General features: G+C 42.8%; 4 protein-coding genes, 6 tRNA genes, 9 rRNA genes and 2 pseudogenes. All 21 read right to left on the bottom strand.

What is annotated here, in order from left to right; all coding sequences use genetic code 11:
- Window position 1 precedes the first annotated feature (1 nt).
- Window positions 2-695, bottom strand: a pseudogene (locus tag ATE47_RS00005) (magnesium chelatase); the annotation flags it as partial.
- 47 nt (window positions 696-742) lie between these two features.
- Window positions 743-1,886 (bottom strand): annotated as a pseudogene (locus ATE47_RS18800) (vWA domain-containing protein).
- A gap of 1,320 nt (window positions 1,887-3,206) precedes the next feature.
- Window positions 3,207-3,314, bottom strand: a 5S ribosomal RNA gene (rrf, locus tag ATE47_RS18790).
- A 160-nt stretch (window positions 3,315-3,474) separates the two neighbouring features.
- A 23S ribosomal RNA gene (locus ATE47_RS18785) occupies window positions 3,475-6,230 on the bottom strand.
- Window positions 6,231-6,386: 156 nt separating this feature from the next.
- Window positions 6,387-6,460, bottom strand: a tRNA-Ala gene (locus ATE47_RS18780).
- A gap of 89 nt (window positions 6,461-6,549) precedes the next feature.
- Window positions 6,550-6,623: transfer RNA gene (locus ATE47_RS18775), tRNA-Ile, on the bottom strand.
- Between the two features lie 221 nt (window positions 6,624-6,844).
- Window positions 6,845-8,361: ribosomal RNA gene (locus ATE47_RS18770) — 16S ribosomal RNA — on the bottom strand.
- Between the two features lie 1,743 nt (window positions 8,362-10,104).
- Window positions 10,105-10,212: ribosomal RNA gene (rrf, locus tag ATE47_RS18765) — 5S ribosomal RNA — on the bottom strand.
- Between the two features lie 160 nt (window positions 10,213-10,372).
- Window positions 10,373-13,129 (bottom strand): 23S ribosomal RNA (locus ATE47_RS18760).
- Window positions 13,130-13,285: 156 nt separating this feature from the next.
- Window positions 13,286-13,359: transfer RNA gene (locus ATE47_RS18755), tRNA-Ala, on the bottom strand.
- Between the two features lie 89 nt (window positions 13,360-13,448).
- A tRNA-Ile gene (locus ATE47_RS18750) sits at window positions 13,449-13,522 on the bottom strand.
- A 221-nt stretch (window positions 13,523-13,743) separates the two neighbouring features.
- Window positions 13,744-15,260 (bottom strand): 16S ribosomal RNA (locus tag ATE47_RS18745).
- A gap of 1,545 nt (window positions 15,261-16,805) precedes the next feature.
- A 5S ribosomal RNA gene (gene rrf, locus ATE47_RS18740) occupies window positions 16,806-16,913 on the bottom strand.
- Between the two features lie 160 nt (window positions 16,914-17,073).
- Window positions 17,074-19,830, bottom strand: a 23S ribosomal RNA gene (locus ATE47_RS18735).
- Between the two features lie 156 nt (window positions 19,831-19,986).
- Window positions 19,987-20,060, bottom strand: a tRNA-Ala gene (locus ATE47_RS18730).
- Window positions 20,061-20,149: 89 nt separating this feature from the next.
- A tRNA-Ile gene (locus ATE47_RS18725) sits at window positions 20,150-20,223 on the bottom strand.
- Between the two features lie 221 nt (window positions 20,224-20,444).
- Window positions 20,445-21,961: ribosomal RNA gene (locus tag ATE47_RS18720) — 16S ribosomal RNA — on the bottom strand.
- Together the 16S, 23S and 5S rRNA genes with 6 tRNA genes alongside form the textbook arrangement of a ribosomal RNA operon.
- A gap of 1,041 nt (window positions 21,962-23,002) precedes the next feature.
- The gene (locus ATE47_RS18710) at window positions 23,003-23,689 is read right to left on the bottom strand and encodes a hypothetical protein (RefSeq protein ID WP_062163382.1); all 687 of its coding nucleotides are present in this window, start codon (window positions 23,687-23,689) and stop codon (window positions 23,003-23,005) included.
- 10 nt (window positions 23,690-23,699) lie between these two features.
- Window positions 23,700-24,560 carry a dTDP-4-dehydrorhamnose reductase gene (rfbD, locus tag ATE47_RS18705; RefSeq protein WP_062163381.1) on the bottom strand — a complete coding sequence of 287 codons (861 nt, stop codon included), beginning with the start codon at window positions 24,558-24,560 and terminating at the stop codon, window positions 23,700-23,702.
- Entirely contained in the window at window positions 24,560-25,045 is a 486-nt protein-coding gene (locus ATE47_RS18700; protein ID WP_062163380.1) for an acyl-CoA thioesterase, read from the bottom strand. Before ATE47_RS18700 ends, rfbD begins: the two co-directional genes overlap by 1 nt.
- 70 nt (window positions 25,046-25,115) lie before the next feature.
- Entirely contained in the window at window positions 25,116-25,619 is a 504-nt protein-coding gene (locus tag ATE47_RS18695; protein ID WP_062163379.1) for an OmpH family outer membrane protein, read from the bottom strand.
- Between the last annotated feature and the right edge of the window lie 62 nt (window positions 25,620-25,681).

The raw sequence follows: 25,681 nt of genomic DNA, 5'->3' as shown, positions 1-25,681 counted from the left end.
TCGTATAATCTTCTGGATTAGCAGTGAAAACAAACTGTATGTCTAAAGGCATTCTCACTTTAAAACCACGGATTTGAACATCACCTTCCTGCAAAATATTAAATAACGAAACCTGTATACGAGCCTGAAGGTCCGGCAATTCAAATCACAAAAATACATCGGTTAGCACGCGGAATCATTCCGAAATGTATCACACGATCATCCGCATAAGAAAGTTTAAGATTAGCAGCTTTAATAGGATCGACATCACCGATAAGATCTGCAACCGTCACATCCGGAGTCGCCAATTTTTCAAAGAATCTGTCATCGCGGTGCAACCATTCAACTGGTGTATTATCTCCTTCTTTTTCAATAAGTTCTTTGGCATAGCGTGAGATTGGATTGAAAGGATCATCGTTAATTTCACTTCCTGCGACAAATGGAATCCATTCATCTAATAAAGCAGTCATCATTCTTGCCAATCGGGTTTTCGCCTGGCCTCGAAGACCTAGTAAGTTGATATTATGACGGCTGAGAATAGCGTGTTCCAATTGAGGAATAACTGTATTTTCATACCCAAAAATCCCTTCAAAAACAGGCTCTTTTTTAAAAATTTTATTTCTTAAATTATCTCTTAACTCATCTTTGATATTTTTAGATTTATATTCTGTTGCTTTTAACGAACCTAATGTTTTTATATCTGGCTTTGCAGTCATTTTATTAATTTTAATATCTGATTTATTTATTAGAATATTATTAGTGCCTAATTGTTTAAAAATTGATTTAACGGATTCTTTTTTTTACGGTTAGTCTCGTAATCTTCAAAAATCATTTGACCTAAACCGTTAAGTCCCGTATAAAAAGCTTTTCCCTGATTGGCTTCTGTAAATTCTCTCACAAACTGTTGAAGATAAGCATCCTGAGCAATCATAAAAGTAGTGATGGGAATATGCAATCTGCGAGCCTGAGCCGCCATATTGTAACATTTTTTGAACCACATATTCGTCCAAACCAAAAGAATTCATGTAATAAGAACCATCTGCCTGTCGTACACAGCTTGGTTTTCCATCAGTAATCATGAAGATCTGTTTATTGGTATTCCGTTTTCTTCGCAATATATCCATCGCCAGCTGAAGACCTGCAACCGTATTGGTGTGATACGGCCCGACCTGCAAATAAGGAAGCTCCTGAATCTTAACCGGCCACGCATCATCTCCAAAAACAATAATATCCAAAGTATCTTTCGGATAACGGGTAGTAATTAGTTCTGCAAGCGCCATTGCGACTTTTTTGGCAGGAGTAATACGGTCTTCTCCATACAAAATCATACTGTGGCTGATGTCTATCATGAGAACCGTACTCATCTGAGATTGGTGAATACTGTCTTCAACAATTAAATCATCTTCAGTAAGATGAAAATCACCGATACCATTGTTGATCTGTGCATTTTTAAGGCTTTCAGTAATAGAAATTTTCTCAACAGGATCTCCAAAACTATAATTACGGAATTCCCCCGTTGTATCTTCGCCTGTACCGCTTTTATTGGTCTTATGATTTCCACTTCCACTTTTCTCGAGATTTCCGAAGATCTGTTTAAGAGCCTGTTTACGGATATTTTGTTCCATTTTTGCACTCAACTGTACGCTACTCCCGTTTCCATTGGGATCTATTTCCTCGCGGATATATCTCTTTCTCTTAAGATCTTCGATAAAATCATCTATAGTATATTCTGGTGTAGTAAGTTTGTATTCATCATCAAGCATTCGAAGCCAGTCTATCGCTTCATCAAAATCTCCTGAAGTATGGGTCAACAGATCCGTAAAAATCTCCAGCAACCGATCAAATACGGACAATTCCGGTGCTTTATAAGTTTCAAACCTGAACCCTCTCACAATATGCTCTTTCATAAGATAAAGTTACAACATAAAATAAAAAGTTTCCAGAGATTTTATCTATCAATGTCTATTAACCAAACAATTTTCGTAAAATAATTAGGAGCTATTTCCAGCTATCCGCTCATACTCCTCACGCCATTGCTTTTCTGTTACATGTCCTCCAACTCTCCTACATCCAGTTGCGGGGTAACCGCTCCTATCTGGGCTAGGGTCTTCCTGCAATTCAGGCAATAGAAGTTGTGAAACAATCCCCGCTTTATCAATCAAACCATTTACAACATTATCATTAACAGCATTAAATTCCCCTCCTCTGGAGGGTGGCAAAAAATTCAAATATTTTTGACGGGAGTGGTTTCAAAGTAGCTCCCATAAGCACAAGAACCTCAAACCTCTTAAGTTTCTTCCGGTATCTAACAATGGATGATTTTTAAATATTTCTATACTACATTAATATCTTTGTAGTTACAGGCCGCCCTTACAGGGCTCATACATCCAAACATATAATCTGGGCTATTAACAGGTCGCTCCTCCGGAGCTCCCCGCATTTAGCATTTAGCATTTAGCATTTAGCATTTAGCATTTAGCATTTAGCATTTAGCATTTAGCATTTAGCAAAAATAAAGGAGCGGAAGATAATGAACAGTTTTTTTGGTTATTTGGATTTTTTAACGCAAAGCAAGACAAAGAATAATTTAATTTTAAATATAAAAGGTAAACAAAGGTGTAAACTTAGCCAGGTAACACAAGACGATAATATATAAATGGTAATTAAGAATGAAGAATGATCTCTCGCAGATTGGTGATTAAGCAGATTTTTAAATGTAAATAAAAGCTCATTGTTCGTAAAATGTATAATGAAGATTTCCTATTAAAGAAGATTTTAGATCCTTCCAGGATGACAAAGAGAGTATGAAAGTTAAAGGGGTTTAAGATTGTTTTACTTCGACAGGCCGCCCTTACAGGGCTCATAATCCAAACATATAATCTGGGCTATTAACAGATCGCTCCTCCGGAGCTCCCCGCATTTAGCATTTAGCATCTAGCATCTAGCATCTAGCATCTAGCATCTAGCATCTAGCATCTAGCATCTAGCATCTAGCATCTAGCATCTAGCATCTAGCATCTAGCAAAATTATTAATTACCATTGCTTATTACTCATCTATTTTTTTTGGGGTATGGAGTTGTTATGGTATAAAACGAAAAAAGTCTCATACACATTTATGTATGAGACTTTTGTTTATTCTTTTGTTTTTGATTTTAGCGTTTGTAGTTTTTTGCTTTTTGGGCATAAAAAAACTCCTTCATCGATTGATGAAGGAGTTTTAAATAAAAACCGGCGGCGACCTACTCTCCCGCTTTCGCAGTACCATCGGCGCTGGTGGGCTTAACTTCTGTGTTCGGAATGGGAACAGGTGAGCCCCACCGCTAAAACCACCCTAAAGGTTGTATATAAGATATCAGAGGTGAGATTTCAGATTTCAGACTTTTAATGGTCTTAAATCTGATGTCTTCTATCTGACATCTGTTTTAATCGATAAAAACTTTCACAAAGACAAAACCTTGGTTGCACTTATAAGGCTTGTTTTATAGTAACCAATAGGCTATAAATCTACGGGTAATTAGTACTACTCGGCTATGCTGTTACCAACTTTACACCTGTAGCCTATCAACGTTGTCATCTCCAACGACCCTTAAAAGATGTCTCATCTTGAGGCGAGTTTCACACTTATATGCTTTCAGTGTTTATCTCTTCCAAACGTAGCTACTCAGCGGTGCACCTGGCGGTACAACTGATACACCAGAGGTTTGTTCAATTCGGTCCTCTCGTACTAGAATCAAGCCCTCTCAAACATCTAACGCCCGCAATAGATAGAGACCGAACTGTCTCACGACGTTCTGAACCCAGCTCGCGTGCCACTTTAATGGGCGAACAGCCCAACCCTTGGGACCTTCTCCAGCCCCAGGATGTGACGAGCCGACATCGAGGTGCCGAACCTCCCCGTCGATGTGAGCTCTTGGGGGAGACTAGCCTGTTATCCCCGGAGTACCTTTTATCCTATGAGCGATGGCCCTTCCATACGGAACCACCGGATCACTATGTCCTGCTTTCGCACCTGATCGACTTGTAGGTCTCACAGTCAAGCACCCTTATGCCATTACACTCTACGCACGGTTACCAAGCGTGCTGAGGGTACCTTTGAAAGCCTCCGTTACTCTTTTGGAGGCGACCACCCCAGTCAAACTACCCACCACGCAATGTCCTTCTAAAAGAAGTTAGGCTCCAAGTAAGTAAAGGGTGGTATTTCAACGTTGGCTCCACACACACTAGCGTGCATGCTTCAAAGCCTCCCACCTATCCTACACATTACTTACTCAAAGTCAATACGAAGTTATAGTAAAGGTTCACAGGGTCTTTTCGTCCCATTGCGGGTAATCGGCATCTTCACCGATACTACAATTTCACCGAGCTCGTGGCTGAGACAGTGCCCAGATCGTTACACCATTCGTGCAGGTCGGAACTTACCCGACAAGGAATTTCGCTACCTTAGGACCGTTATAGTTACGGCCGCCGTTTACTGGGGCTTCAGTCAAACGCTTCGCATTGCTGCTAACGCCCTTCCTTAACCTTCCAGCACCGGGCAGGTGTCAGACCCTATACAGCATCTTTCGATTTAGCAGAGTCCTGTGTTTTTGATAAACAGTCGCCTGGGCCTCTTCACTGCGGCCACCATTGCTGATGGCGTCTCTTCTTCCGAAGTTACGAGACTATTTTGCCTAGTTCCTTAGCCACGACTCACTCGAGCACCTTAGGATTCTCTCCTCGACCACCTGTGTCGGTTTTGGTACGGGTTGCTTCACTTCGGCTTTTCTTGGATCCGATTTCACTATAACAGCTTCGCCCGAAGGCTAGGCCTTGACACTTCCGTCCGTCTTCAATAGCTACGTCGAACCGTCCCCTTTTTAGTGTGAGCAAGTATGGGAATATTAACCCATTGTCCATCCACTACCCCTTTCGGGTTCGCGTTAGGTCCCGACTAACCCTCAGCTGATTAGCATGGCTGAGGAAACCTTAGTCTTTCGGTGAGGGGGTTTCTCGCCCCCTTTATCGTTACTTATGCCTACATTTTCTTTTCTGTCCGCTCCACAATACCTCACGATACTGCTTCGGCGCAAACAGAATGCTCTCCTACCAGATATAATTAATTATAAATCCATAGCTTCGGTAATATGCTTATGCCCGATTATTATCCATGCCGAACCGCTCGACTAGTGAGCTGTTACGCACTCTTTAAATGAATGGCTGCTTCCAAGCCAACATCCTAGCTGTCAATGCAGTTCAACCGCGTTGCTTCAACTTAGCATATATTTGGGGACCTTAGCTGTTGGTCTGGGTTCTTTCCCTCTCGGACATGGACCTTAGCACCCATGCCCTCACTGCCGCAGAACATTTATTAGCATTCGGAGTTTGTCAGGAATTGGTAGGCGATGAAACCCCCGCATCCAATCAGTAGCTCTACCTCTAATAAACTTTTTTGCGACGCTGCACCTAAATGCATTTCGGAGAGTACGAGCTATCTCCCAGTTTGATTGGCCTTTCACCCCTACCCACAGGTCATCCGAAGACTTTTCAACGTCAACCGGTTCGGTCCTCCACTCTGTGTTACCAGAGCTTCAACCTGCCCATGGGTAGATCACAAGGTTTCGCGTCTAATCCTACTAACTATGCGCCCTATTCAGACTCGCTTTCGCTCCGGCTCCGGACCTGAAGTCCTTAACCTCGCTAGTAAAATTAACTCGTAGGCTCATTATGCAAAAGGCACGCCGTCACCCAACTTGTGGGCTCCGACCGCTTGTAGGCGTACGGTTTCAGGTTCTATTTCACCCTTCTATTCGAAGTGCTTTTCACCTTTCCTTCACAGTACTTGTTCACTATCGGTCTTTCAGGAGTATTTAGCCTTGGAGGATGGTCCCCCATATTCAGACAGGATTTCACGTGTCCCGCCCTACTCATTTATCATCTATATATACCTTTCATATACGGGGCTATCACCCTCTATGGCTGCACTTTCCAGTACATTCTATTAAATATATAAAGACTTTTGGGCTAATCCGCGTTCGCTCGCCACTACTTACGGAATCTCTTCGATTTCTTTTCCTCCGGGTACTTAGATGTTTCAGTTCTCCGGGTTTGCTCCTCTTGCGAGGTGACAGGTCTTCAACCTGCCGGGTTGCCCCATTCGGACATCTCGGGATCAATTCGTGTGTGCCAATCCCCCGAGCTTTTCGCAGCTTACCACGTCCTTCTTCGCCTCTGAAAGCCTAGGCATCCGCCATACGCCCTTAACGATTTCTTTCCTATTTTTAGGTTACTCAAGCACTTATAAGTGCTCGGTTTTCTCTTTGTGATGTCTTTACCGTTAATGTCAATGATCAAATTCTTCTTGTCAACTTAATGAACAGATGTTGTTTTTGGCTCCATCCGTAACTTTTAAACTAAGTCTTCAAAACTGTGGAGAATAAGGGAGTCGAACCCTTGACCTCCTGCGTGCAAGGCAGGCGCTCTAGCCAGCTGAGCTAATTCCCCCTCTAGTAGACTTCAGATTCCAGATTCCAGATCTCAGACTTTTAAATCTGATGTCTAGCATCTTATATCTTCCCGTCTTTTACAATTAGTAGTCTCGGGCAGGCTCGAACTGCCGACCTCTACATTATCAGTGTAGCGCTCTAACCAGCTGAGCTACGAGACTGTCTTTTAGACTAACAGATCCTAGATGCTAGATACAAGACTTTTGCATTCGTCTTGGTTCTTGGCTCTCGGCTCTTGTATCTCTATCCCTATACTAATTTCTAGTGGGTTTTGTATGTTTTTAAATATAAATCAACCAAATAAAAAACTAAAGCCTCTCTTTAAGTAAGTACTTTGTATCTTGCGATACTAATTTTGTTTATCGTCCCGAAAGACGCTCTAAAATGAGATGTTCCAGCCGCACCTTCCGGTACGGCTACCTTGTTACGACTTAGCCCTAGTTACCTGTTTTACCCTAGGCAGCTCCTGTTACGGTCACCGACTTCAGGTACCCCAGACTTCCATGGCTTGACGGGCGGTGTGTACAAGGCCCGGGAACGTATTCACCGCGCCATGGCTGATGCGCGATTACTAGCGATTCCAGCTTCATAGAGTCGAGTTGCAGACTCCAATCCGAACTGAGACCAGCTTTCGAGATTAGCATCCAGTCGCCTGGTAGCAGCCCTCTGTACTGGCCATTGTATTACGTGTGTGGCCCAAGGCGTAAGGGCCGTGATGATTTGACGTCATCCCCACCTTCCTCTCTACTTGCGTAGGCAGTCTCACTAGAGTCCCCAACTGAATGATGGCAACTAGTGACAGGGGTTGCGCTCGTTGCAGGACTTAACCTAACACCTCACGGCACGAGCTGACGACAACCATGCAGCACCTTGAAAATTGCCCGAAGGAAGGTCTATTTCTAAACCGATCAATTCCCATTTAAGCCTTGGTAAGGTTCCTCGCGTATCATCGAATTAAACCACATAATCCACCGCTTGTGCGGGCCCCCGTCAATTCCTTTGAGTTTCATTCTTGCGAACGTACTCCCCAGGTGGCTAACTTATCACTTTCGCTTAGTCTCTGAACCCGAAAGCCCAAAAACGAGTTAGCATCGTTTACGGCGTGGACTACCAGGGTATCTAATCCTGTTCGCTCCCCACGCTTTCGTCCATCAGCGTCAGTTAAGACATAGTAACCTGCCTTCGCAATTGGTGTTCTAAGTAATATCTATGCATTTCACCGCTACACTACTTATTCCAGCTACTTCTACCTTACTCAAGACCTGCAGTATCAATGGCAGTTTCATAGTTGAGCTATGAGATTTCACCACTGACTTACAGATCCGCCTACGGACCCTTTAAACCCAATAAATCCGGATAACGCTTGCACCCTCCGTATTACCGCGGCTGCTGGCACGGAGTTAGCCGGTGCTTATTCGTATAGTACCTTCAGCTTTCCTCACGAGGAAAGGTTTATCCCTATACAAAAGAAGTTTACAACCCATAGGGCCGTCGTCCTTCACGCGGGATGGCTGGATCAGGCTCTCACCCATTGTCCAATATTCCTCACTGCTGCCTCCCGTAGGAGTCTGGTCCGTGTCTCAGTACCAGTGTGGGGGATCACCCTCTCAGGCCCCCTAAAGATCATTGACTTGGTAGGCCGTTACCCTACCAACTATCTAATCTTGCGCGTGCCCATCTCTATCCACCGTAGTTTTCAATATCAAGTGATGCCACTCAATATATTATGGGGTATTAATCTTCCTTTCGAAAGGCTATCTCCCTGATAAAGGCAGGTTGCACACGTGTTCCGCACCCGTGCGCCGCTCTCAAGTCTCCGAAGAGACTCTACCGCTCGGCTTGCATGTGTTAGGCCTCCCGCTAGCGTTCATCCTGAGCCAGGATCAAACTCTCCATTGTATGTTTGTTCTGACTCACTCAAAGTTTTGACGCTTTAGTTTTTCCTTACTTGGTTGTTATATCTATTTTTCAATGATCTCTTTTCTTCCGCTTTCCCGGCTGCCTTTTTCTGTCGTTAAGCATTGCCGTATTTGCGTGTGCAAAAGTAAAAATTATTTCCTAATTGACCAAATGTTTTTACAAAGAATTTTAAAGTTTTTTAATTCACCCTAATCTCTCCATTCCCACTCAATCAATCCTACTCCTGCGCTCCCGTTTTACCGGACTGCAAAGATACAAAAACTTTTAAAACTCACAACTTTTTTTTATTAAAAAAATTAAAGTTTTTTGTCCTATCCTCCTATAGTACTGATATACTACAAAGTAGTTCTTTTTAATCTTAACCGCTTTCCTTAAAGCTCCTCTGCGCTACTGACATACTCTCGTTTTCAGTGGGGCAAAAGTAATCACTTTTACCCCATACTTCCAAATCTATTTAACATAATGTTCATATTTTATTCATAGACAATCATAAGTCACTGAAAGCCTGAATCAATAATTTTAAACGAGGGGGTGATAGGTATTGTGCGACGGGTTAAAGAGTCAGAGAGTTGGAGGGCTGGAAGGGTGAGAGTAGGAGAACAGAGGTTGTGATACCCATTAGGCTAAGTTGTTGATGAAGGTTGGTGGCTGGTGGTTTTCTAATAAACCTTATAGGTTTTAAAAACCTATAAGGTTGGGGTTGGGGAGTTGGCGGTAAAGATTATCGTGCCCAAATAAAGTAATGTAAAAGAATTCTTTTTTCTTTACTGTTTCGTTTGTCATTCTGATGAAGATCTAATTCTACATTTTCTTATTCTGAGATTAAAAACTTTTAGATTATAAAAATTAAAACTAATTTGATTTATATACATTACTGTCATTCCGAAGGAATCTAAACTGCATTTTTTGTATACAAACTCTTTTCTTTAGATTTTAATTTTGGAGAAGGCTAATTCCAGTTGGATCAAAAATAGTCTTTTAGTATAGGGCATTAAGAAAAAATTTTCAAGGTTTTTAAAAGCTTTGAGGATTTAGGTAAGTGTAAGTTATTTTGTTTTTTATTTAATCACTGATAACACGGATTTGCACAGATGTTTGTGGTATTTTTTTGATTAAAAAGTTGTCCTGCTCAAAAGCTTAATGTAGTTTAATGGGCTACTAAAAAATATTAATAATCCTTTGTTTAGATTCTTTCAGAATGACAAGCTTTGAGATATTGATAGAATAAAAATATAAAATTCTTTCATCACATTTTCTACCATTAAAAAATAGTGTAAGAAGTAAAATGAATTAAGAATAACTTTTTGCGACTTTTATTGAAATATATTCCGGCATCTAACAATGGATGATTTTTAAATATTTCTATACTACATTAAATATCTTTGTAGCTACAGGCCGCCCTTACAGGGCTGATACATCCAAACATATAATCTGGGCTATTAACAGGTCGCTCCTCCGGAGCTCCCCGCATTTAGCATTTAGCATCTAGCATCTAGCATCTAGCATCTAGCATCTAGCAAAATTATTAATTACCATTGCTTATTACTCATCTATTTTTTTTGGGGTATGGAGTTGTTATGGTATAAAACGAAAAAAGTCTCATACACATTTATGTATGAGACTTTTGTTTATTCTTTTGTTTTTGATTTTAGCATTTGTAGTTTTTTGCTTTTTGGGCATAAAAAAACTCCTTCATCGATTGATGAAGGAGTTTTAAATAAAAACCGGCGGCGACCTACTCTCCCGCTTTCGCAGTACCATCGGCGCTGGTGGGCTTAACTTCTGTGTTCGGAATGGGAACAGGTGAGCCCCACCGCTAAAACCACCCTAAAGGTTGTATATAAGATATCAGAGGTGAGATTTCAGATTTCAGACTTTTAATGGTCTTAAATCTGATGTCTTCTATCTGACATCTGTTTTAATCGATAAAAACTTTCACAAAGACAAAACCTTGGTTGCACTTATAAGGCTTGTTTTATAGTAACCAATAGGCTATAAATCTACGGGTAATTAGTACTACTCGGCTATGCTGTTACCAACTTTACACCTGTAGCCTATCAACGTTGTCATCTCCAACGACCCTTAAAAGATGTCTCATCTTGAGGCGAGTTTCACACTTATATGCTTTCAGTGTTTATCTCTTCCAAACGTAGCTACTCAGCGGTGCACCTGGCGGTACAACTGATACACCAGAGGTTTGTTCAATTCGGTCCTCTCGTACTAGAATCAAGCCCTCTCAAACATCTAACGCCCGCAATAGATAGAGACCGAACTGTCTCACGACGTTCTGAACCCAGCTCGCGTGCCACTTTAATGGGCGAACAGCCCAACCCTTGGGACCTTCTCCAGCCCCAGGATGTGACGAGCCGACATCGAGGTGCCGAACCTCCCCGTCGATGTGAGCTCTTGGGGGAGACTAGCCTGTTATCCCCGGAGTACCTTTTATCCTATGAGCGATGGCCCTTCCATACGGAACCACCGGATCACTATGTCCTGCTTTCGCACCTGATCGACTTGTAGGTCTCACAGTCAAGCACCCTTATGCCATTACACTCTACGCACGGTTACCAAGCGTGCTGAGGGTACCTTTGAAAGCCTCCGTTACTCTTTTGGAGGCGACCACCCCAGTCAAACTACCCACCACGCAATGTCCTTCTAAAAGAAGTTAGGCTCCAAGTAAGTAAAGGGTGGTATTTCAACGTTGGCTCCACACACACTAGCGTGCATGCTTCAAAGCCTCCCACCTATCCTACACATTACTTACTCAAAGTCAATACGAAGTTATAGTAAAGGTTCACAGGGTCTTTTCGTCCCATTGCGGGTAATCGGCATCTTCACCGATACTACAATTTCACCGAGCTCGTGGCTGAGACAGTGCCCAGATCGTTACACCATTCGTGCAGGTCGGAACTTACCCGACAAGGAATTTCGCTACCTTAGGACCGTTATAGTTACGGCCGCCGTTTACTGGGGCTTCAGTCAAACGCTTCGCATTGCTGCTAACGCCCTTCCTTAACCTTCCAGCACCGGGCAGGTGTCAGACCCTATACAGCATCTTTCGATTTAGCAGAGTCCTGTGTTTTTGATAAACAGTCGCCTGGGCCTCTTCACTGCGGCCACCATTGCTGATGGCGTCTCTTCTTCCGAAGTTACGAGACTATTTTGCCTAGTTCCTTAGCCACGACTCACTCGAGCACCTTAGGATTCTCTCCTCGACCACCTGTGTCGGTTTTGGTACGGGTTGCTTCACTTCGGCTTTTCTTGGATCCGATTTCACTATAACAGCTTCGCCCGAAGGCTAGGCCTTGACACTTCCGTCCGTCTTCAATAGCTACGTCGAACCGTCCCCTTTTTAGTGTGAGCAAGTATGGGAATATTAACCCATTGTCCATCCACTACCCCTTTCGGGTTCGCGTTAGGTCCCGACTAACCCTCAGCTGATTAGCATGGCTGAGGAAACCTTAGTCTTTCGGTGAGGGGGTTTCTCGCCCCCTTTATCGTTACTTATGCCTACATTTTCTTTTCTGTCCGCTCCACAATACCTCACGATACTGCTTCGGCGCAAACAGAATGCTCTCCTACCAGATATAATTAATTATAAATCCATAGCTTCGGTAATATGCTTATGCCCGATTATTATCCATGCCGAACCGCTCGACTAGTGAGCTGTTACGCACTCTTTAAATGAATGGCTGCTTCCAAGCCAACATCCTAGCTGTCAATGCAGTTCAACCGCGTTGCTTCAACTTAGCATATATTTGGGGACCTTAGCTGTTGGTCTGGGTTCTTTCCCTCTCGGACATGGACCTTAGCACCCATGCCCTCACTGCCGCAGAACATTTATTAGCATTCGGAGTTTGTCAGGAATTGGTAGGCGATGAAACCCCCGCATCCAATCAGTAGCTCTACCTCTAATAAACTTTTTTGCGACGCTGCACCTAAATGCATTTCGGAGAGTACGAGCTATCTCCCAGTTTGATTGGCCTTTCACCCCTACCCACAGGTCATCCGAAGACTTTTCAACGTCAACCGGTTCGGTCCTCCACTCTGTGTTACCAGAGCTTCAACCTGCCCATGGGTAGATCACAAGGTTTCGCGTCTAATCCTACTAACTATGCGCCCTATTCAGACTCGCTTTCGCTCCGGCTCCGGACCTGAAGTCCTTAACCTCGCTAGTAAAATTAACTCGTAGGCTCATTATGCAAAAGGCACGCCGTCACCCAACTTGTGGGCTCCGACCGCTTGTAGGCGTACGGTTTCAGGTTCTATTTCACCCTTCTATTCGAAGTGCTTTTCACCTTTCCTTCACAGTACTTGTTCACTATCGGTCTTTCAGGAGTATTTAGCCTTGGAGGATGGTCCCCCCATATTCAGACAGGATTTCACGTGTCCCGCCCTACTCATTTATCATCTATATATACCTTTCATATACGGGGCTATCACCCTCTATGGCTGCACTTTCCAGTACATTCTATTAAATATATAAAGACTTTTGGGCTAATCCGCGTTCGCTCGCCACTACTTACGGAATCTCTTCGATTTCTTTTCCTCCGGGTACTTAGATGTTTCAGTTCTCCGGGTTTGCTCCTCTTGCGAGGTGACAGGTCTTCAACCTGCCGGGTTGCCCCATTCGGACATCTCGGGATCAATTCGTGTGTGCCAATCCCCCGAGCTTTTCGCAGCTTACCACGTCCTTCTTCGCCTCTGAAAGCCTAGGCATCCGCCATACGCCCTTAACGATTTCTTTCCTATTTTTAGGTTACTCAAGCACTTATAAGTGCTCGGTTTTCTCTTTGTGATGTCTTTACCGTTAATGTCAATGATCAAATTCTTCTTGTCAACTTAATGAACAGATGTTGTTTTTGGCTCCATCCGTAACTTTTAAACTAAGTCTTCAAAACTGTGGAGAATAAGGGAGTCGAACCCTTGACCTCCTGCGTGCAAGGCAGGCGCTCTAGCCAGCTGAGCTAATTCCCCCTCTAGTAGACTTCAGATTCCAGATTCCAGATCTCAGACTTTTAAATCTGATGTCTAGCATCTTATATCTTCCCGTCTTTTACAATTAGTAGTCTCGGGCAGGCTCGAACTGCCGACCTCTACATTATCAGTGTAGCGCTCTAACCAGCTGAGCTACGAGACTGTCTTTTAGACTAACAGATCCTAGATGCTAGATACAAGACTTTTGCATTCGTCTTGGTTCTTGGCTCTCGGCTCTTGTATCTCTATCCCTATACTAATTTCTAGTGGGTTTTGTATGTTTTTAAATATAAATCAACCAAATAAAAAACTAAAGCCTCTCTTTAAGTAAGTACTTTGTATCTTGCGATACTAATTTTGTTTATCGTCCCGAAAGACGCTCTAAAATGAGATGTTCCAGCCGCACCTTCCGGTACGGCTACCTTGTTACGACTTAGCCCTAGTTACCTGTTTTACCCTAGGCAGCTCCTGTTACGGTCACCGACTTCAGGTACCCCAGACTTCCATGGCTTGACGGGCGGTGTGTACAAGGCCCGGGAACGTATTCACCGCGCCATGGCTGATGCGCGATTACTAGCGATTCCAGCTTCATAGAGTCGAGTTGCAGACTCCAATCCGAACTGAGACCAGCTTTCGAGATTAGCATCCAGTCGCCTGGTAGCAGCCCTCTGTACTGGCCATTGTATTACGTGTGTGGCCCAAGGCGTAAGGGCCGTGATGATTTGACGTCATCCCCACCTTCCTCTCTACTTGCGTAGGCAGTCTCACTAGAGTCCCCAACTGAATGATGGCAACTAGTGACAGGGGTTGCGCTCGTTGCAGGACTTAACCTAACACCTCACGGCACGAGCTGACGACAACCATGCAGCACCTTGAAAATTGCCCGAAGGAAGGTCTATTTCTAAACCGATCAATTCCCATTTAAGCCTTGGTAAGGTTCCTCGCGTATCATCGAATTAAACCACATAATCCACCGCTTGTGCGGGCCCCCGTCAATTCCTTTGAGTTTCATTCTTGCGAACGTACTCCCCAGGTGGCTAACTTATCACTTTCGCTTAGTCTCTGAACCCGAAAGCCCAAAAACGAGTTAGCATCGTTTACGGCGTGGACTACCAGGGTATCTAATCCTGTTCGCTCCCCACGCTTTCGTCCATCAGCGTCAGTTAAGACATAGTAACCTGCCTTCGCAATTGGTGTTCTAAGTAATATCTATGCATTTCACCGCTACACTACTTATTCCAGCTACTTCTACCTTACTCAAGACCTGCAGTATCAATGGCAGTTTCATAGTTGAGCTATGAGATTTCACCACTGACTTACAGATCCGCCTACGGACCCTTTAAACCCAATAAATCCGGATAACGCTTGCACCCTCCGTATTACCGCGGCTGCTGGCACGGAGTTAGCCGGTGCTTATTCGTATAGTACCTTCAGCTTTCCTCACGAGGAAAGGTTTATCCCTATACAAAAGAAGTTTACAACCCATAGGGCCGTCGTCCTTCACGCGGGATGGCTGGATCAGGCTCTCACCCATTGTCCAATATTCCTCACTGCTGCCTCCCGTAGGAGTCTGGTCCGTGTCTCAGTACCAGTGTGGGGGATCACCCTCTCAGGCCCCCTAAAGATCATTGACTTGGTAGGCCGTTACCCTACCAACTATCTAATCTTGCGCGTGCCCATCTCTATCCACCGTAGTTTTCAATATCAAGTGATGCCACTCAATATATTATGGGGTATTAATCTTCCTTTCGAAAGGCTATCTCCCTGATAAAGGCAGGTTGCACACGTGTTCCGCACCCGTGCGCCGCTCTCAAGTCTCCGAAGAGACTCTACCGCTCGGCTTGCATGTGTTAGGCCTCCCGCTAGCGTTCATCCTGAGCCAGGATCAAACTCTCCATTGTATGTTTGTTCTGACTCACTCAAAGTTTTGACGCTTTAGTTTTTCCTTACTTGGTTGTTATATCTATTTTTCAATGATCTCTTTTCTTCCGCTTTCCCGGCTGCCTTTTTCTGTCGTTAAGCATTGCCGTATTTGCGTGTGCAAAAGTAAAAATTATTTCCTAATTGACCAAATGTTTTTACAAAGAATTTTAAAGTTTTTTAATTCACCCTAATCTCTCCATTCCCACTCAATCAATCCTACTCCTGCGCTCCCGTTTTACCGGACTGCAAAGATACAAAAACTTTTAAAACTCACAACTTTTTTTTATTAAAAAAATTAAAGTTTTTTGTCCTATCCTCCTATAGTACTGATATACTACAAAGTAGTTCTTTTTAATCTTAACCGCTTTCCTTAAAGCTCCTCTGCGCTACTGACATACTCTCGTTTTCAGTGGGGCAAAAGTAATCACTTTTACCCCATACTTCCAAATCTATTTAACATAATGTTCATATTTTATTCATAGACAATCATAAGTCACTGAAAGCCTGAATCAATAATTTTAAACGAGGGGGTGATAGGTATTGTGCGACGGGTTAAAGAGTCAGAGAGTTGGAGGGCTGGAAGGGTGAGAGTAGGAGAACAGAGGTTGTGATACCCATTAGGCTAAGTTGTTGATGAAGGTTGGTGGCTGGTGGTTTTCTAATAAACCTTATAGGTTTTAAAAACCTATAAGGTTGGGGTTGGGGAGTTGGCGGTAAAGATTATCGTGCCCAAATAAAGTAATGTAAAAGAATTCTTTTTTCTTTACTGTTTCGTTTGTCATTCTGATGAAGATCTAATTCTACATTTTCTTATTCTGAGATTAAAAACTTTTAGATTATAAAAATTAAAACTAATTTGATTTATATACATTACTGTCATTCCGAAGGAATCTAAACTGCATTTTTTGTATACAAACTCTTTTCTTTAGATTTTAATTTTGGAGAAGGCTAATTCCAGTTGGATCAAACATAGTCTTTTAGTATAGGGCATTAATAAAAAATTTTCAAGGGGTTTAAAAGCTTTGAGGATTTGTGAGTCCAAGTTATTTTGTTTTTTATTTAATCACAGATAACACGGATTTGCACAGATGTTTGTGGTATTTTTTTGATTAAAAAAATAATCCTGCTTCAAAAAAGCTTAATGTAGTTTAATGGGCTACTAAAAAATATTAATAATCCTTTGTTAACATTAATATCTTTGTAGTTACAGGCCGCCCTTACAGGGCTCATAATCCAAACATATAATCTGGGCTATTAACAGATCGCTCCTCCGGAGCTCCCCGTATCTGACATCTGGCATCTGGCGTCTGGCATCTAGCAAAATTATTAATTACCATTGCTTATTACTCATCTATTTTTTTTGGGGTATGGAGTTGTTATGGTATAAAACGAAAAAAGTCTCATACACATTTATGTATGAGACTTTTGTTTATTCTTTTGTTTTTGATTTTAGCATTTGTAGTTTTTTGCTTTTTGGGCATAAAAAAACTCCTTCATCGATTGATGAAGGAGTTTTAAATAAAAACCGGCGGCGACCTACTCTCCCGCTTTCGCAGTACCATCGGCGCTGGTGGGCTTAACTTCTGTGTTCGGAATGGGAACAGGTGAGCCCCACCGCTAAAACCACCCTAAAGGTTGTATATAAGATATCAGAGGTGAGATTTCAGATTTCAGACTTTTAATGGTCTTAAATCTGATGTCTTCTATCTGACATCTGTTTTAATCGATAAAAACTTTCACAAAGACAAAACCTTGGTTGCACTTATAAGGCTTGTTTTATAGTAACCAATAGGCTATAAATCTACGGGTAATTAGTACTACTCGGCTATGCTGTTACCAACTTTACACCTGTAGCCTATCAACGTTGTCATCTCCAACGACCCTTAAAAGATGTCTCATCTTGAGGCGAGTTTCACACTTATATGCTTTCAGTGTTTATCTCTTCCAAACGTAGCTACTCAGCGGTGCACCTGGCGGTACAACTGATACACCAGAGGTTTGTTCAATTCGGTCCTCTCGTACTAGAATCAAGCCCTCTCAAACATCTAACGCCCGCAATAGATAGAGACCGAACTGTCTCACGACGTTCTGAACCCAGCTCGCGTGCCACTTTAATGGGCGAACAGCCCAACCCTTGGGACCTTCTCCAGCCCCAGGATGTGACGAGCCGACATCGAGGTGCCGAACCTCCCCGTCGATGTGAGCTCTTGGGGGAGACTAGCCTGTTATCCCCGGAGTACCTTTTATCCTATGAGCGATGGCCCTTCCATACGGAACCACCGGATCACTATGTCCTGCTTTCGCACCTGATCGACTTGTAGGTCTCACAGTCAAGCACCCTTATGCCATTACACTCTACGCACGGTTACCAAGCGTGCTGAGGGTACCTTTGAAAGCCTCCGTTACTCTTTTGGAGGCGACCACCCCAGTCAAACTACCCACCACGCAATGTCCTTCTAAAAGAAGTTAGGCTCCAAGTAAGTAAAGGGTGGTATTTCAACGTTGGCTCCACACACACTAGCGTGCATGCTTCAAAGCCTCCCACCTATCCTACACATTACTTACTCAAAGTCAATACGAAGTTATAGTAAAGGTTCACAGGGTCTTTTCGTCCCATTGCGGGTAATCGGCATCTTCACCGATACTACAATTTCACCGAGCTCGTGGCTGAGACAGTGCCCAGATCGTTACACCATTCGTGCAGGTCGGAACTTACCCGACAAGGAATTTCGCTACCTTAGGACCGTTATAGTTACGGCCGCCGTTTACTGGGGCTTCAGTCAAACGCTTCGCATTGCTGCTAACGCCCTTCCTTAACCTTCCAGCACCGGGCAGGTGTCAGACCCTATACAGCATCTTTCGATTTAGCAGAGTCCTGTGTTTTTGATAAACAGTCGCCTGGGCCTCTTCACTGCGGCCACCATTGCTGATGGCGTCTCTTCTTCCGAAGTTACGAGACTATTTTGCCTAGTTCCTTAGCCACGACTCACTCGAGCACCTTAGGATTCTCTCCTCGACCACCTGTGTCGGTTTTGGTACGGGTTGCTTCACTTCGGCTTTTCTTGGATCCGATTTCACTATAACAGCTTCGCCCGAAGGCTAGGCCTTGACACTTCCGTCCGTCTTCAATAGCTACGTCGAACCGTCCCCTTTTTAGTGTGAGCAAGTATGGGAATATTAACCCATTGTCCATCCACTACCCCTTTCGGGTTCGCGTTAGGTCCCGACTAACCCTCAGCTGATTAGCATGGCTGAGGAAACCTTAGTCTTTCGGTGAGGGGGTTTCTCGCCCCCTTTATCGTTACTTATGCCTACATTTTCTTTTCTGTCCGCTCCACAATACCTCACGATACTGCTTCGGCGCAAACAGAATGCTCTCCTACCAGATATAATTAATTATAAATCCATAGCTTCGGTAATATGCTTATGCCCGATTATTATCCATGCCGAACCGCTCGACTAGTGAGCTGTTACGCACTCTTTAAATGAATGGCTGCTTCCAAGCCAACATCCTAGCTGTCAATGCAGTTCAACCGCGTTGCTTCAACTTAGCATATATTTGGGGACCTTAGCTGTTGGTCTGGGTTCTTTCCCTCTCGGACATGGACCTTAGCACCCATGCCCTCACTGCCGCAGAACATTTATTAGCATTCGGAGTTTGTCAGGAATTGGTAGGCGATGAAACCCCCGCATCCAATCAGTAGCTCTACCTCTAATAAACTTTTTTGCGACGCTGCACCTAAATGCATTTCGGAGAGTACGAGCTATCTCCCAGTTTGATTGGCCTTTCACCCCTACCCACAGGTCATCCGAAGACTTTTCAACGTCAACCGGTTCGGTCCTCCACTCTGTGTTACCAGAGCTTCAACCTGCCCATGGGTAGATCACAAGGTTTCGCGTCTAATCCTACTAACTATGCGCCCTATTCAGACTCGCTTTCGCTCCGGCTCCGGACCTGAAGTCCTTAACCTCGCTAGTAAAATTAACTCGTAGGCTCATTATGCAAAAGGCACGCCGTCACCCAACTTGTGGGCTCCGACCGCTTGTAGGCGTACGGTTTCAGGTTCTATTTCACCCTTCTATTCGAAGTGCTTTTCACCTTTCCTTCACAGTACTTGTTCACTATCGGTCTTTCAGGAGTATTTAGCCTTGGAGGATGGTCCCCCCATATTCAGACAGGATTTCACGTGTCCCGCCCTACTCATTTATCATCTATATATACCTTTCATATACGGGGCTATCACCCTCTATGGCTGCACTTTCCAGTACATTCTATTAAATATATAAAGACTTTTGGGCTAATCCGCGTTCGCTCGCCACTACTTACGGAATCTCTTCGATTTCTTTTCCTCCGGGTACTTAGATGTTTCAGTTCTCCGGGTTTGCTCCTCTTGCGAGGTGACAGGTCTTCAACCTGCCGGGTTGCCCCATTCGGACATCTCGGGATCAATTCGTGTGTGCCAATCCCCCGAGCTTTTCGCAGCTTACCACGTCCTTCTTCGCCTCTGAAAGCCTAGGCATCCGCCATACGCCCTTAACGATTTCTTTCCTATTTTTAGGTTACTCAAGCACTTATAAGTGCTCGGTTTTCTCTTTGTGATGTCTTTACCGTTAATGTCAATGATCAAATTCTTCTTGTCAACTTAATGAACAGATGTTGTTTTTGGCTCCATCCGTAACTTTTAAACTAAGTCTTCAAAACTGTGGAGAATAAGGGAGTCGAACCCTTGACCTCCTGCGTGCAAGGCAGGCGCTCTAGCCAGCTGAGCTAATTCCCCCTCTAGTAGACTTCAGATTCCAGATTCCAGATCTCAGACTTTTAAATCTGATGTCTAGCATCTTATATCTTCCCGTCTTTTACAATTAGTAGTCTCGGGCAGGCTCGAACTGCCGACCTCTACATTATCAGTGTAGCGCTCTAACCAGCTGAGCTACGAGACTGTCTTTTAGACTAACAGATCCTAGATGCTAGATACAAGACTTTTGCATTCGTCTTGGTTCTTGGCTCTCGGCTCTTGTATCTCTATCCCTATACTAATTTCTAGTGGGTTTTGTATGTTTTTAAATATAAATCAACCAAATAAAAAACTAAAGCCTCTCTTTAAGTAAGTACTTTGTATCTTGCGATACTAATTTTGTTTATCGTCCCGAAAGACGCTCTAAAATGAGATGTTCCAGCCGCACCTTCCGGTACGGCTACCTTGTTACGACTTAGCCCTAGTTACCTGTTTTACCCTAGGCAGCTCCTGTTACGGTCACCGACTTCAGGTACCCCAGACTTCCATGGCTTGACGGGCGGTGTGTACAAGGCCCGGGAACGTATTCACCGCGCCATGGCTGATGCGCGATTACTAGCGATTCCAGCTTCATAGAGTCGAGTTGCAGACTCCAATCCGAACTGAGACCAGCTTTCGAGATTAGCATCCAGTCGCCTGGTAGCAGCCCTCTGTACTGGCCATTGTATTACGTGTGTGGCCCAAGGCGTAAGGGCCGTGATGATTTGACGTCATCCCCACCTTCCTCTCTACTTGCGTAGGCAGTCTCACTAGAGTCCCCAACTGAATGATGGCAACTAGTGACAGGGGTTGCGCTCGTTGCAGGACTTAACCTAACACCTCACGGCACGAGCTGACGACAACCATGCAGCACCTTGAAAATTGCCCGAAGGAAGGTCTATTTCTAAACCGATCAATTCCCATTTAAGCCTTGGTAAGGTTCCTCGCGTATCATCGAATTAAACCACATAATCCACCGCTTGTGCGGGCCCCCGTCAATTCCTTTGAGTTTCATTCTTGCGAACGTACTCCCCAGGTGGCTAACTTATCACTTTCGCTTAGTCTCTGAACCCGAAAGCCCAAAAACGAGTTAGCATCGTTTACGGCGTGGACTACCAGGGTATCTAATCCTGTTCGCTCCCCACGCTTTCGTCCATCAGCGTCAGTTAAGACATAGTAACCTGCCTTCGCAATTGGTGTTCTAAGTAATATCTATGCATTTCACCGCTACACTACTTATTCCAGCTACTTCTACCTTACTCAAGACCTGCAGTATCAATGGCAGTTTCATAGTTGAGCTATGAGATTTCACCACTGACTTACAGATCCGCCTACGGACCCTTTAAACCCAATAAATCCGGATAACGCTTGCACCCTCCGTATTACCGCGGCTGCTGGCACGGAGTTAGCCGGTGCTTATTCGTATAGTACCTTCAGCTTTCCTCACGAGGAAAGGTTTATCCCTATACAAAAGAAGTTTACAACCCATAGGGCCGTCGTCCTTCACGCGGGATGGCTGGATCAGGCTCTCACCCATTGTCCAATATTCCTCACTGCTGCCTCCCGTAGGAGTCTGGTCCGTGTCTCAGTACCAGTGTGGGGGATCACCCTCTCAGGCCCCCTAAAGATCATTGACTTGGTAGGCCGTTACCCTACCAACTATCTAATCTTGCGCGTGCCCATCTCTATCCACCGTAGTTTTCAATATCAAGTGATGCCACTCAATATATTATGGGGTATTAATCTTCCTTTCGAAAGGCTATCTCCCTGATAAAGGCAGGTTGCACACGTGTTCCGCACCCGTGCGCCGCTCTCAAGTCTCCGAAGAGACTCTACCGCTCGGCTTGCATGTGTTAGGCCTCCCGCTAGCGTTCATCCTGAGCCAGGATCAAACTCTCCATTGTATGTTTGTTCTGACTCACTCAAAGTTTTGACGCTTTAGTTTTTCCTTACTTGGTTGTTATATCTATTTTTCAATGATCTCTTTTCTTCCGCTTTCCCGGCTGCCTTTTTCTGTCGTTAAGCATTGCCGTATTTGCGTGTGCAAAAGTAAAAATTATTTCCTAATTGACCAAATGTTTTTACAAAGAATTTTAAAGTTTTTTAATTCACCCTAATCTCTCCATTCCCACTCAATCAATCCTACTCCTGCGCTCCCGTTTTACCGGACTGCAAAGATACAAAAACTTTTAAAACTCACAACTTTTTTTTATTAAAAAAATTAAAGTTTTTTGTCCTATCCTCCTATAGTACTGATATACTACAAAGTAGTTCTTTTTAATCTTAACCGCTTTCCTTAAAGCTCCTCTGCGCTACTGACATACTCTCGTTTTCAGTGGGGCAAAAGTAATCACTTTTACCCCATACTTCCAAATCTATTTAACATAATGTTCATATTTTATTCATAGACAATCATAAGTCACTGAAAGCCTGAATCAATAATTTTAAACGAGGGGGTGATAGGTATTGTGCGACGGGTTAAAGAGTCAGAGAGTTGGAGGGCTGGAAGGGTGAGAGTAGGAGAACAGAGGTTGTGATACCCATTAGGCTAAGTTGTTGATGAAGGTTGGTGGCTGGTGGTTTTCTAATAAACCTTATAGGTTTTGAAAACCTATAAGGTTTGGGTGAGCAGATAATGTTTTATGTTGGCTTTGGAACCACCCCGTCAAAAATTCAGAGAATTTTTGACGGGGTGGTTCCAAAGGAGGGGAATTTTTAATGCTTGGTTATAATGATAGGTATAGGTGGGTGGATTATGGGTGGGGATTGAGGAAACCTGTATTATTGTTGTGGACTGCCTCTATAAGGGTACGGGACATCCTAGCCCAGATAGGAACGGTTACCCCGCAACGGGATGTGGGAGAGCTAGAGGGTTTGGAGTGGGAAAGCCCGGCGTGAGGAGTATGAGTGGATAGCTGGATTAGCTCCTAAGAAAAAATCAGAGCTTAGTTACTCTGATTTTCTTTATTATATATGGTACTGAGAAATTCTGCGTAGGACTTTTCGAGGCCAATGATGTCTCCACTTTTTAAATTGAGTCCGCCTGTGCCGGTGTCGTCAGACTTTACTTTTGTAGCCGAGATCTGGAAATACTGGTTGGAGCTGTTTTTCTTCGGCTGGATTTTTATCGTTGAGCCTAATAATTTTTTTGTTGAGATTGTATAAACTTCGCCGGGAATAGTTTTTATTATTAAATAGGATCTTGGCGAAATGGTATAATCTTTTTTATTTAAAGCTATTTTCTGTTCTTTTTCCGAAGATGCGAATAGATATAAGGATCCCGTTTGGTTGATTAATTTGTCTTTGGGTAAAAAATATAAATTGAGGCGATAGTTGGCCGGATTGAAATTTTGTGGGGAGCCATCAACATTTTCGAAGGGTTTTAATGAAAATGAGTTGGCTCCGATTTCCTTTGCTTTCTTATATATCAATGAAAAAACTTCAGCGTCATCTTTTGAGAATCCCTGAACTTCGATTTCTCCTAAATATTCTGCTCCTTTTATTTCCGATTCTATTTTATATAAAAACTTATCTGTGTTTTCTTTTGTTTTTTCAACTTTGGTTAAGTATACGTTTTGCGCATTAAAAAAATGCATCAAAAAAACAAAAACAGTGAATATTATTTTTTTCATTCTATATATATTATTGTGTAAGAATATTTACACATTCTTCCAGGCTATTTTCCCAGTATTTGGGTTCTATTTTATAGACTTCTTCAATTTTGTCGAGACACATGGTGCTTCTTTTAGGGCGTTTTGCCGGAGTTGGATATTGTTCTGTTGTTAATTGATTCAATTTAATGTTGGATTTTGAAAGCTCAGCGATTTTTTGGGCAAATTCAAACCAGGTTGTTTCCGGATAGTTGGAAAAATGAAAAATTCCAAAAGTCTTTTTCTTTCTTTCAATGATTTCCATGATTGCTTCCGCCAAATCATTTGCGTTGGTAGGTTGTCCGAATTGGTCTGCGACAATTCCAAGCTCATCTTTTTGGGAGAAGAGATTCAGCATTGTTTTGACGAAGTTTTTATTAAACTCAGAATACAGCCACGAAGTTCTCAGAATAATGGTTTTAGAATTAATCTCTAAAGCCAATTCTTCTCCTTTTAATTTTGATTCGCCATAAACGCCGATCGGGTTGGTGAAATCATCTTCGGAATAACATAAATTGGTATCACCATCAAAAACGTAGTCAGTGGAAACATGGATGAACACCGTTTTAAAGTCTTTGCAGGCCTGAGCCAGATTCCCAACTCCTGTTGCATTAACAGCAAATGCCTTTTCCTTTTCGGTTTCAGCAAGATCTACTGCGGTGTAGGCAGATGCGTTGATGCAGAAATCCGGCTTGTTATCATAAAAGAATTTGCTCACTAAATCCTCATCTGTGATATTGAGAGTTTGCGAGTCTGTAAAGATAAATTCATAATCCAGTTCAAAATTGGGTGTAATCTTTCTGATACAGTTTCCCAATTGCCCGTTACTTCCTATTACTAGTATTTTTTTCATTATGAATTTTTTGCGTTTTGTGATCTTAAAAATTTAACTCTCGACTGGAAATCTTTCTGCTCTAAATCTACATAAAATTTACCAAATGTATCTTTAATGTCTTGTGGATGTACTTCTGATTTTCTTGTTTTAACATTAAAATAAATTACCGTCACCCACAATACTGCATGAACTGTGTTTTCGTCCAGGCTTTTCATTAAGATCTCAACTTTTGCAGTCCTGTCCTGAACATCGATGGTTTTGCTGCTGATCACCACCGAGGTATTGTATCTTACTTCTTTTAAATATGCTATTTCGTTTTGAATCGCGATCCAGGTACAACCAGTCTTTTTGGTATATTCTTCGTAAGTGAAACCGTAAAATGTTTCGACATGATCTTCTCTGGCATTGAACATATATTCCAGATATTTCACATTATTTAAATGTCCGATGGGATCACAATCGCTAAACCTAACCTTTACCGTAGTTGATACTTCTTTATTCATTTTGCAAAAATAAAAAAAACCACCTCTAAGTGAGATGGTAAGTTTTATAAATGTTTGTTAATTGTCAAAATTATTGAACACCTAATTCTTTTTTCACAGCTGGAGTCGCATCCGGACCTCCTTTGAATACGAAAGCAGAAGAGTTTGCATCCATGATATAATCGTAACCGTTTGCTTTAGCAACTTTATTTACAGCATCATTCAGCTTTTTCTCGATTGGTTCGTAAGCTGCATCTTGCTTAGCAACAAAGTCTTTTTGAGCTTTGTCGTTCATTTGCTGGATTTCTTCCTGCATTTTTGCTAATTCAGCTTCTCTAGCTTTGTTTTCGTCAGCAGTTTTCTTAGGTGCTTCTTCAGAATATTGCTTTAATTTAGCTTGTCCAGCATCTGCCTTCTTTTTAATTTCAGCTTGTTTAGTATCTAAGAAAGCTTTAAGATCAGTATCTGCTTTTTTCTTTTCAGGCATTGCATTAAGAACACCTATAACATCTAAAGTAGCAATTTTTTGAGCTTTTGCCATACCTACCGATACAACCATCATTACCGCTGCAAATAATACACTTAATTTTTTCATAATTGGTAAATAAATAATTTAATTTGTTTTTTAGATCTTTAAATTTAGTAAAAGTTAATTTC

The sequence above is a fragment of the Chryseobacterium sp. IHB B 17019 genome, from assembly GCF_001456155.1.
Taxonomy (GTDB): domain Bacteria; phylum Bacteroidota; class Bacteroidia; order Flavobacteriales; family Weeksellaceae; genus Chryseobacterium.
The sequence above is the reverse complement of the archived record's forward strand: the minus strand, read 5'-3'. Positions and strand labels throughout refer to the sequence as shown.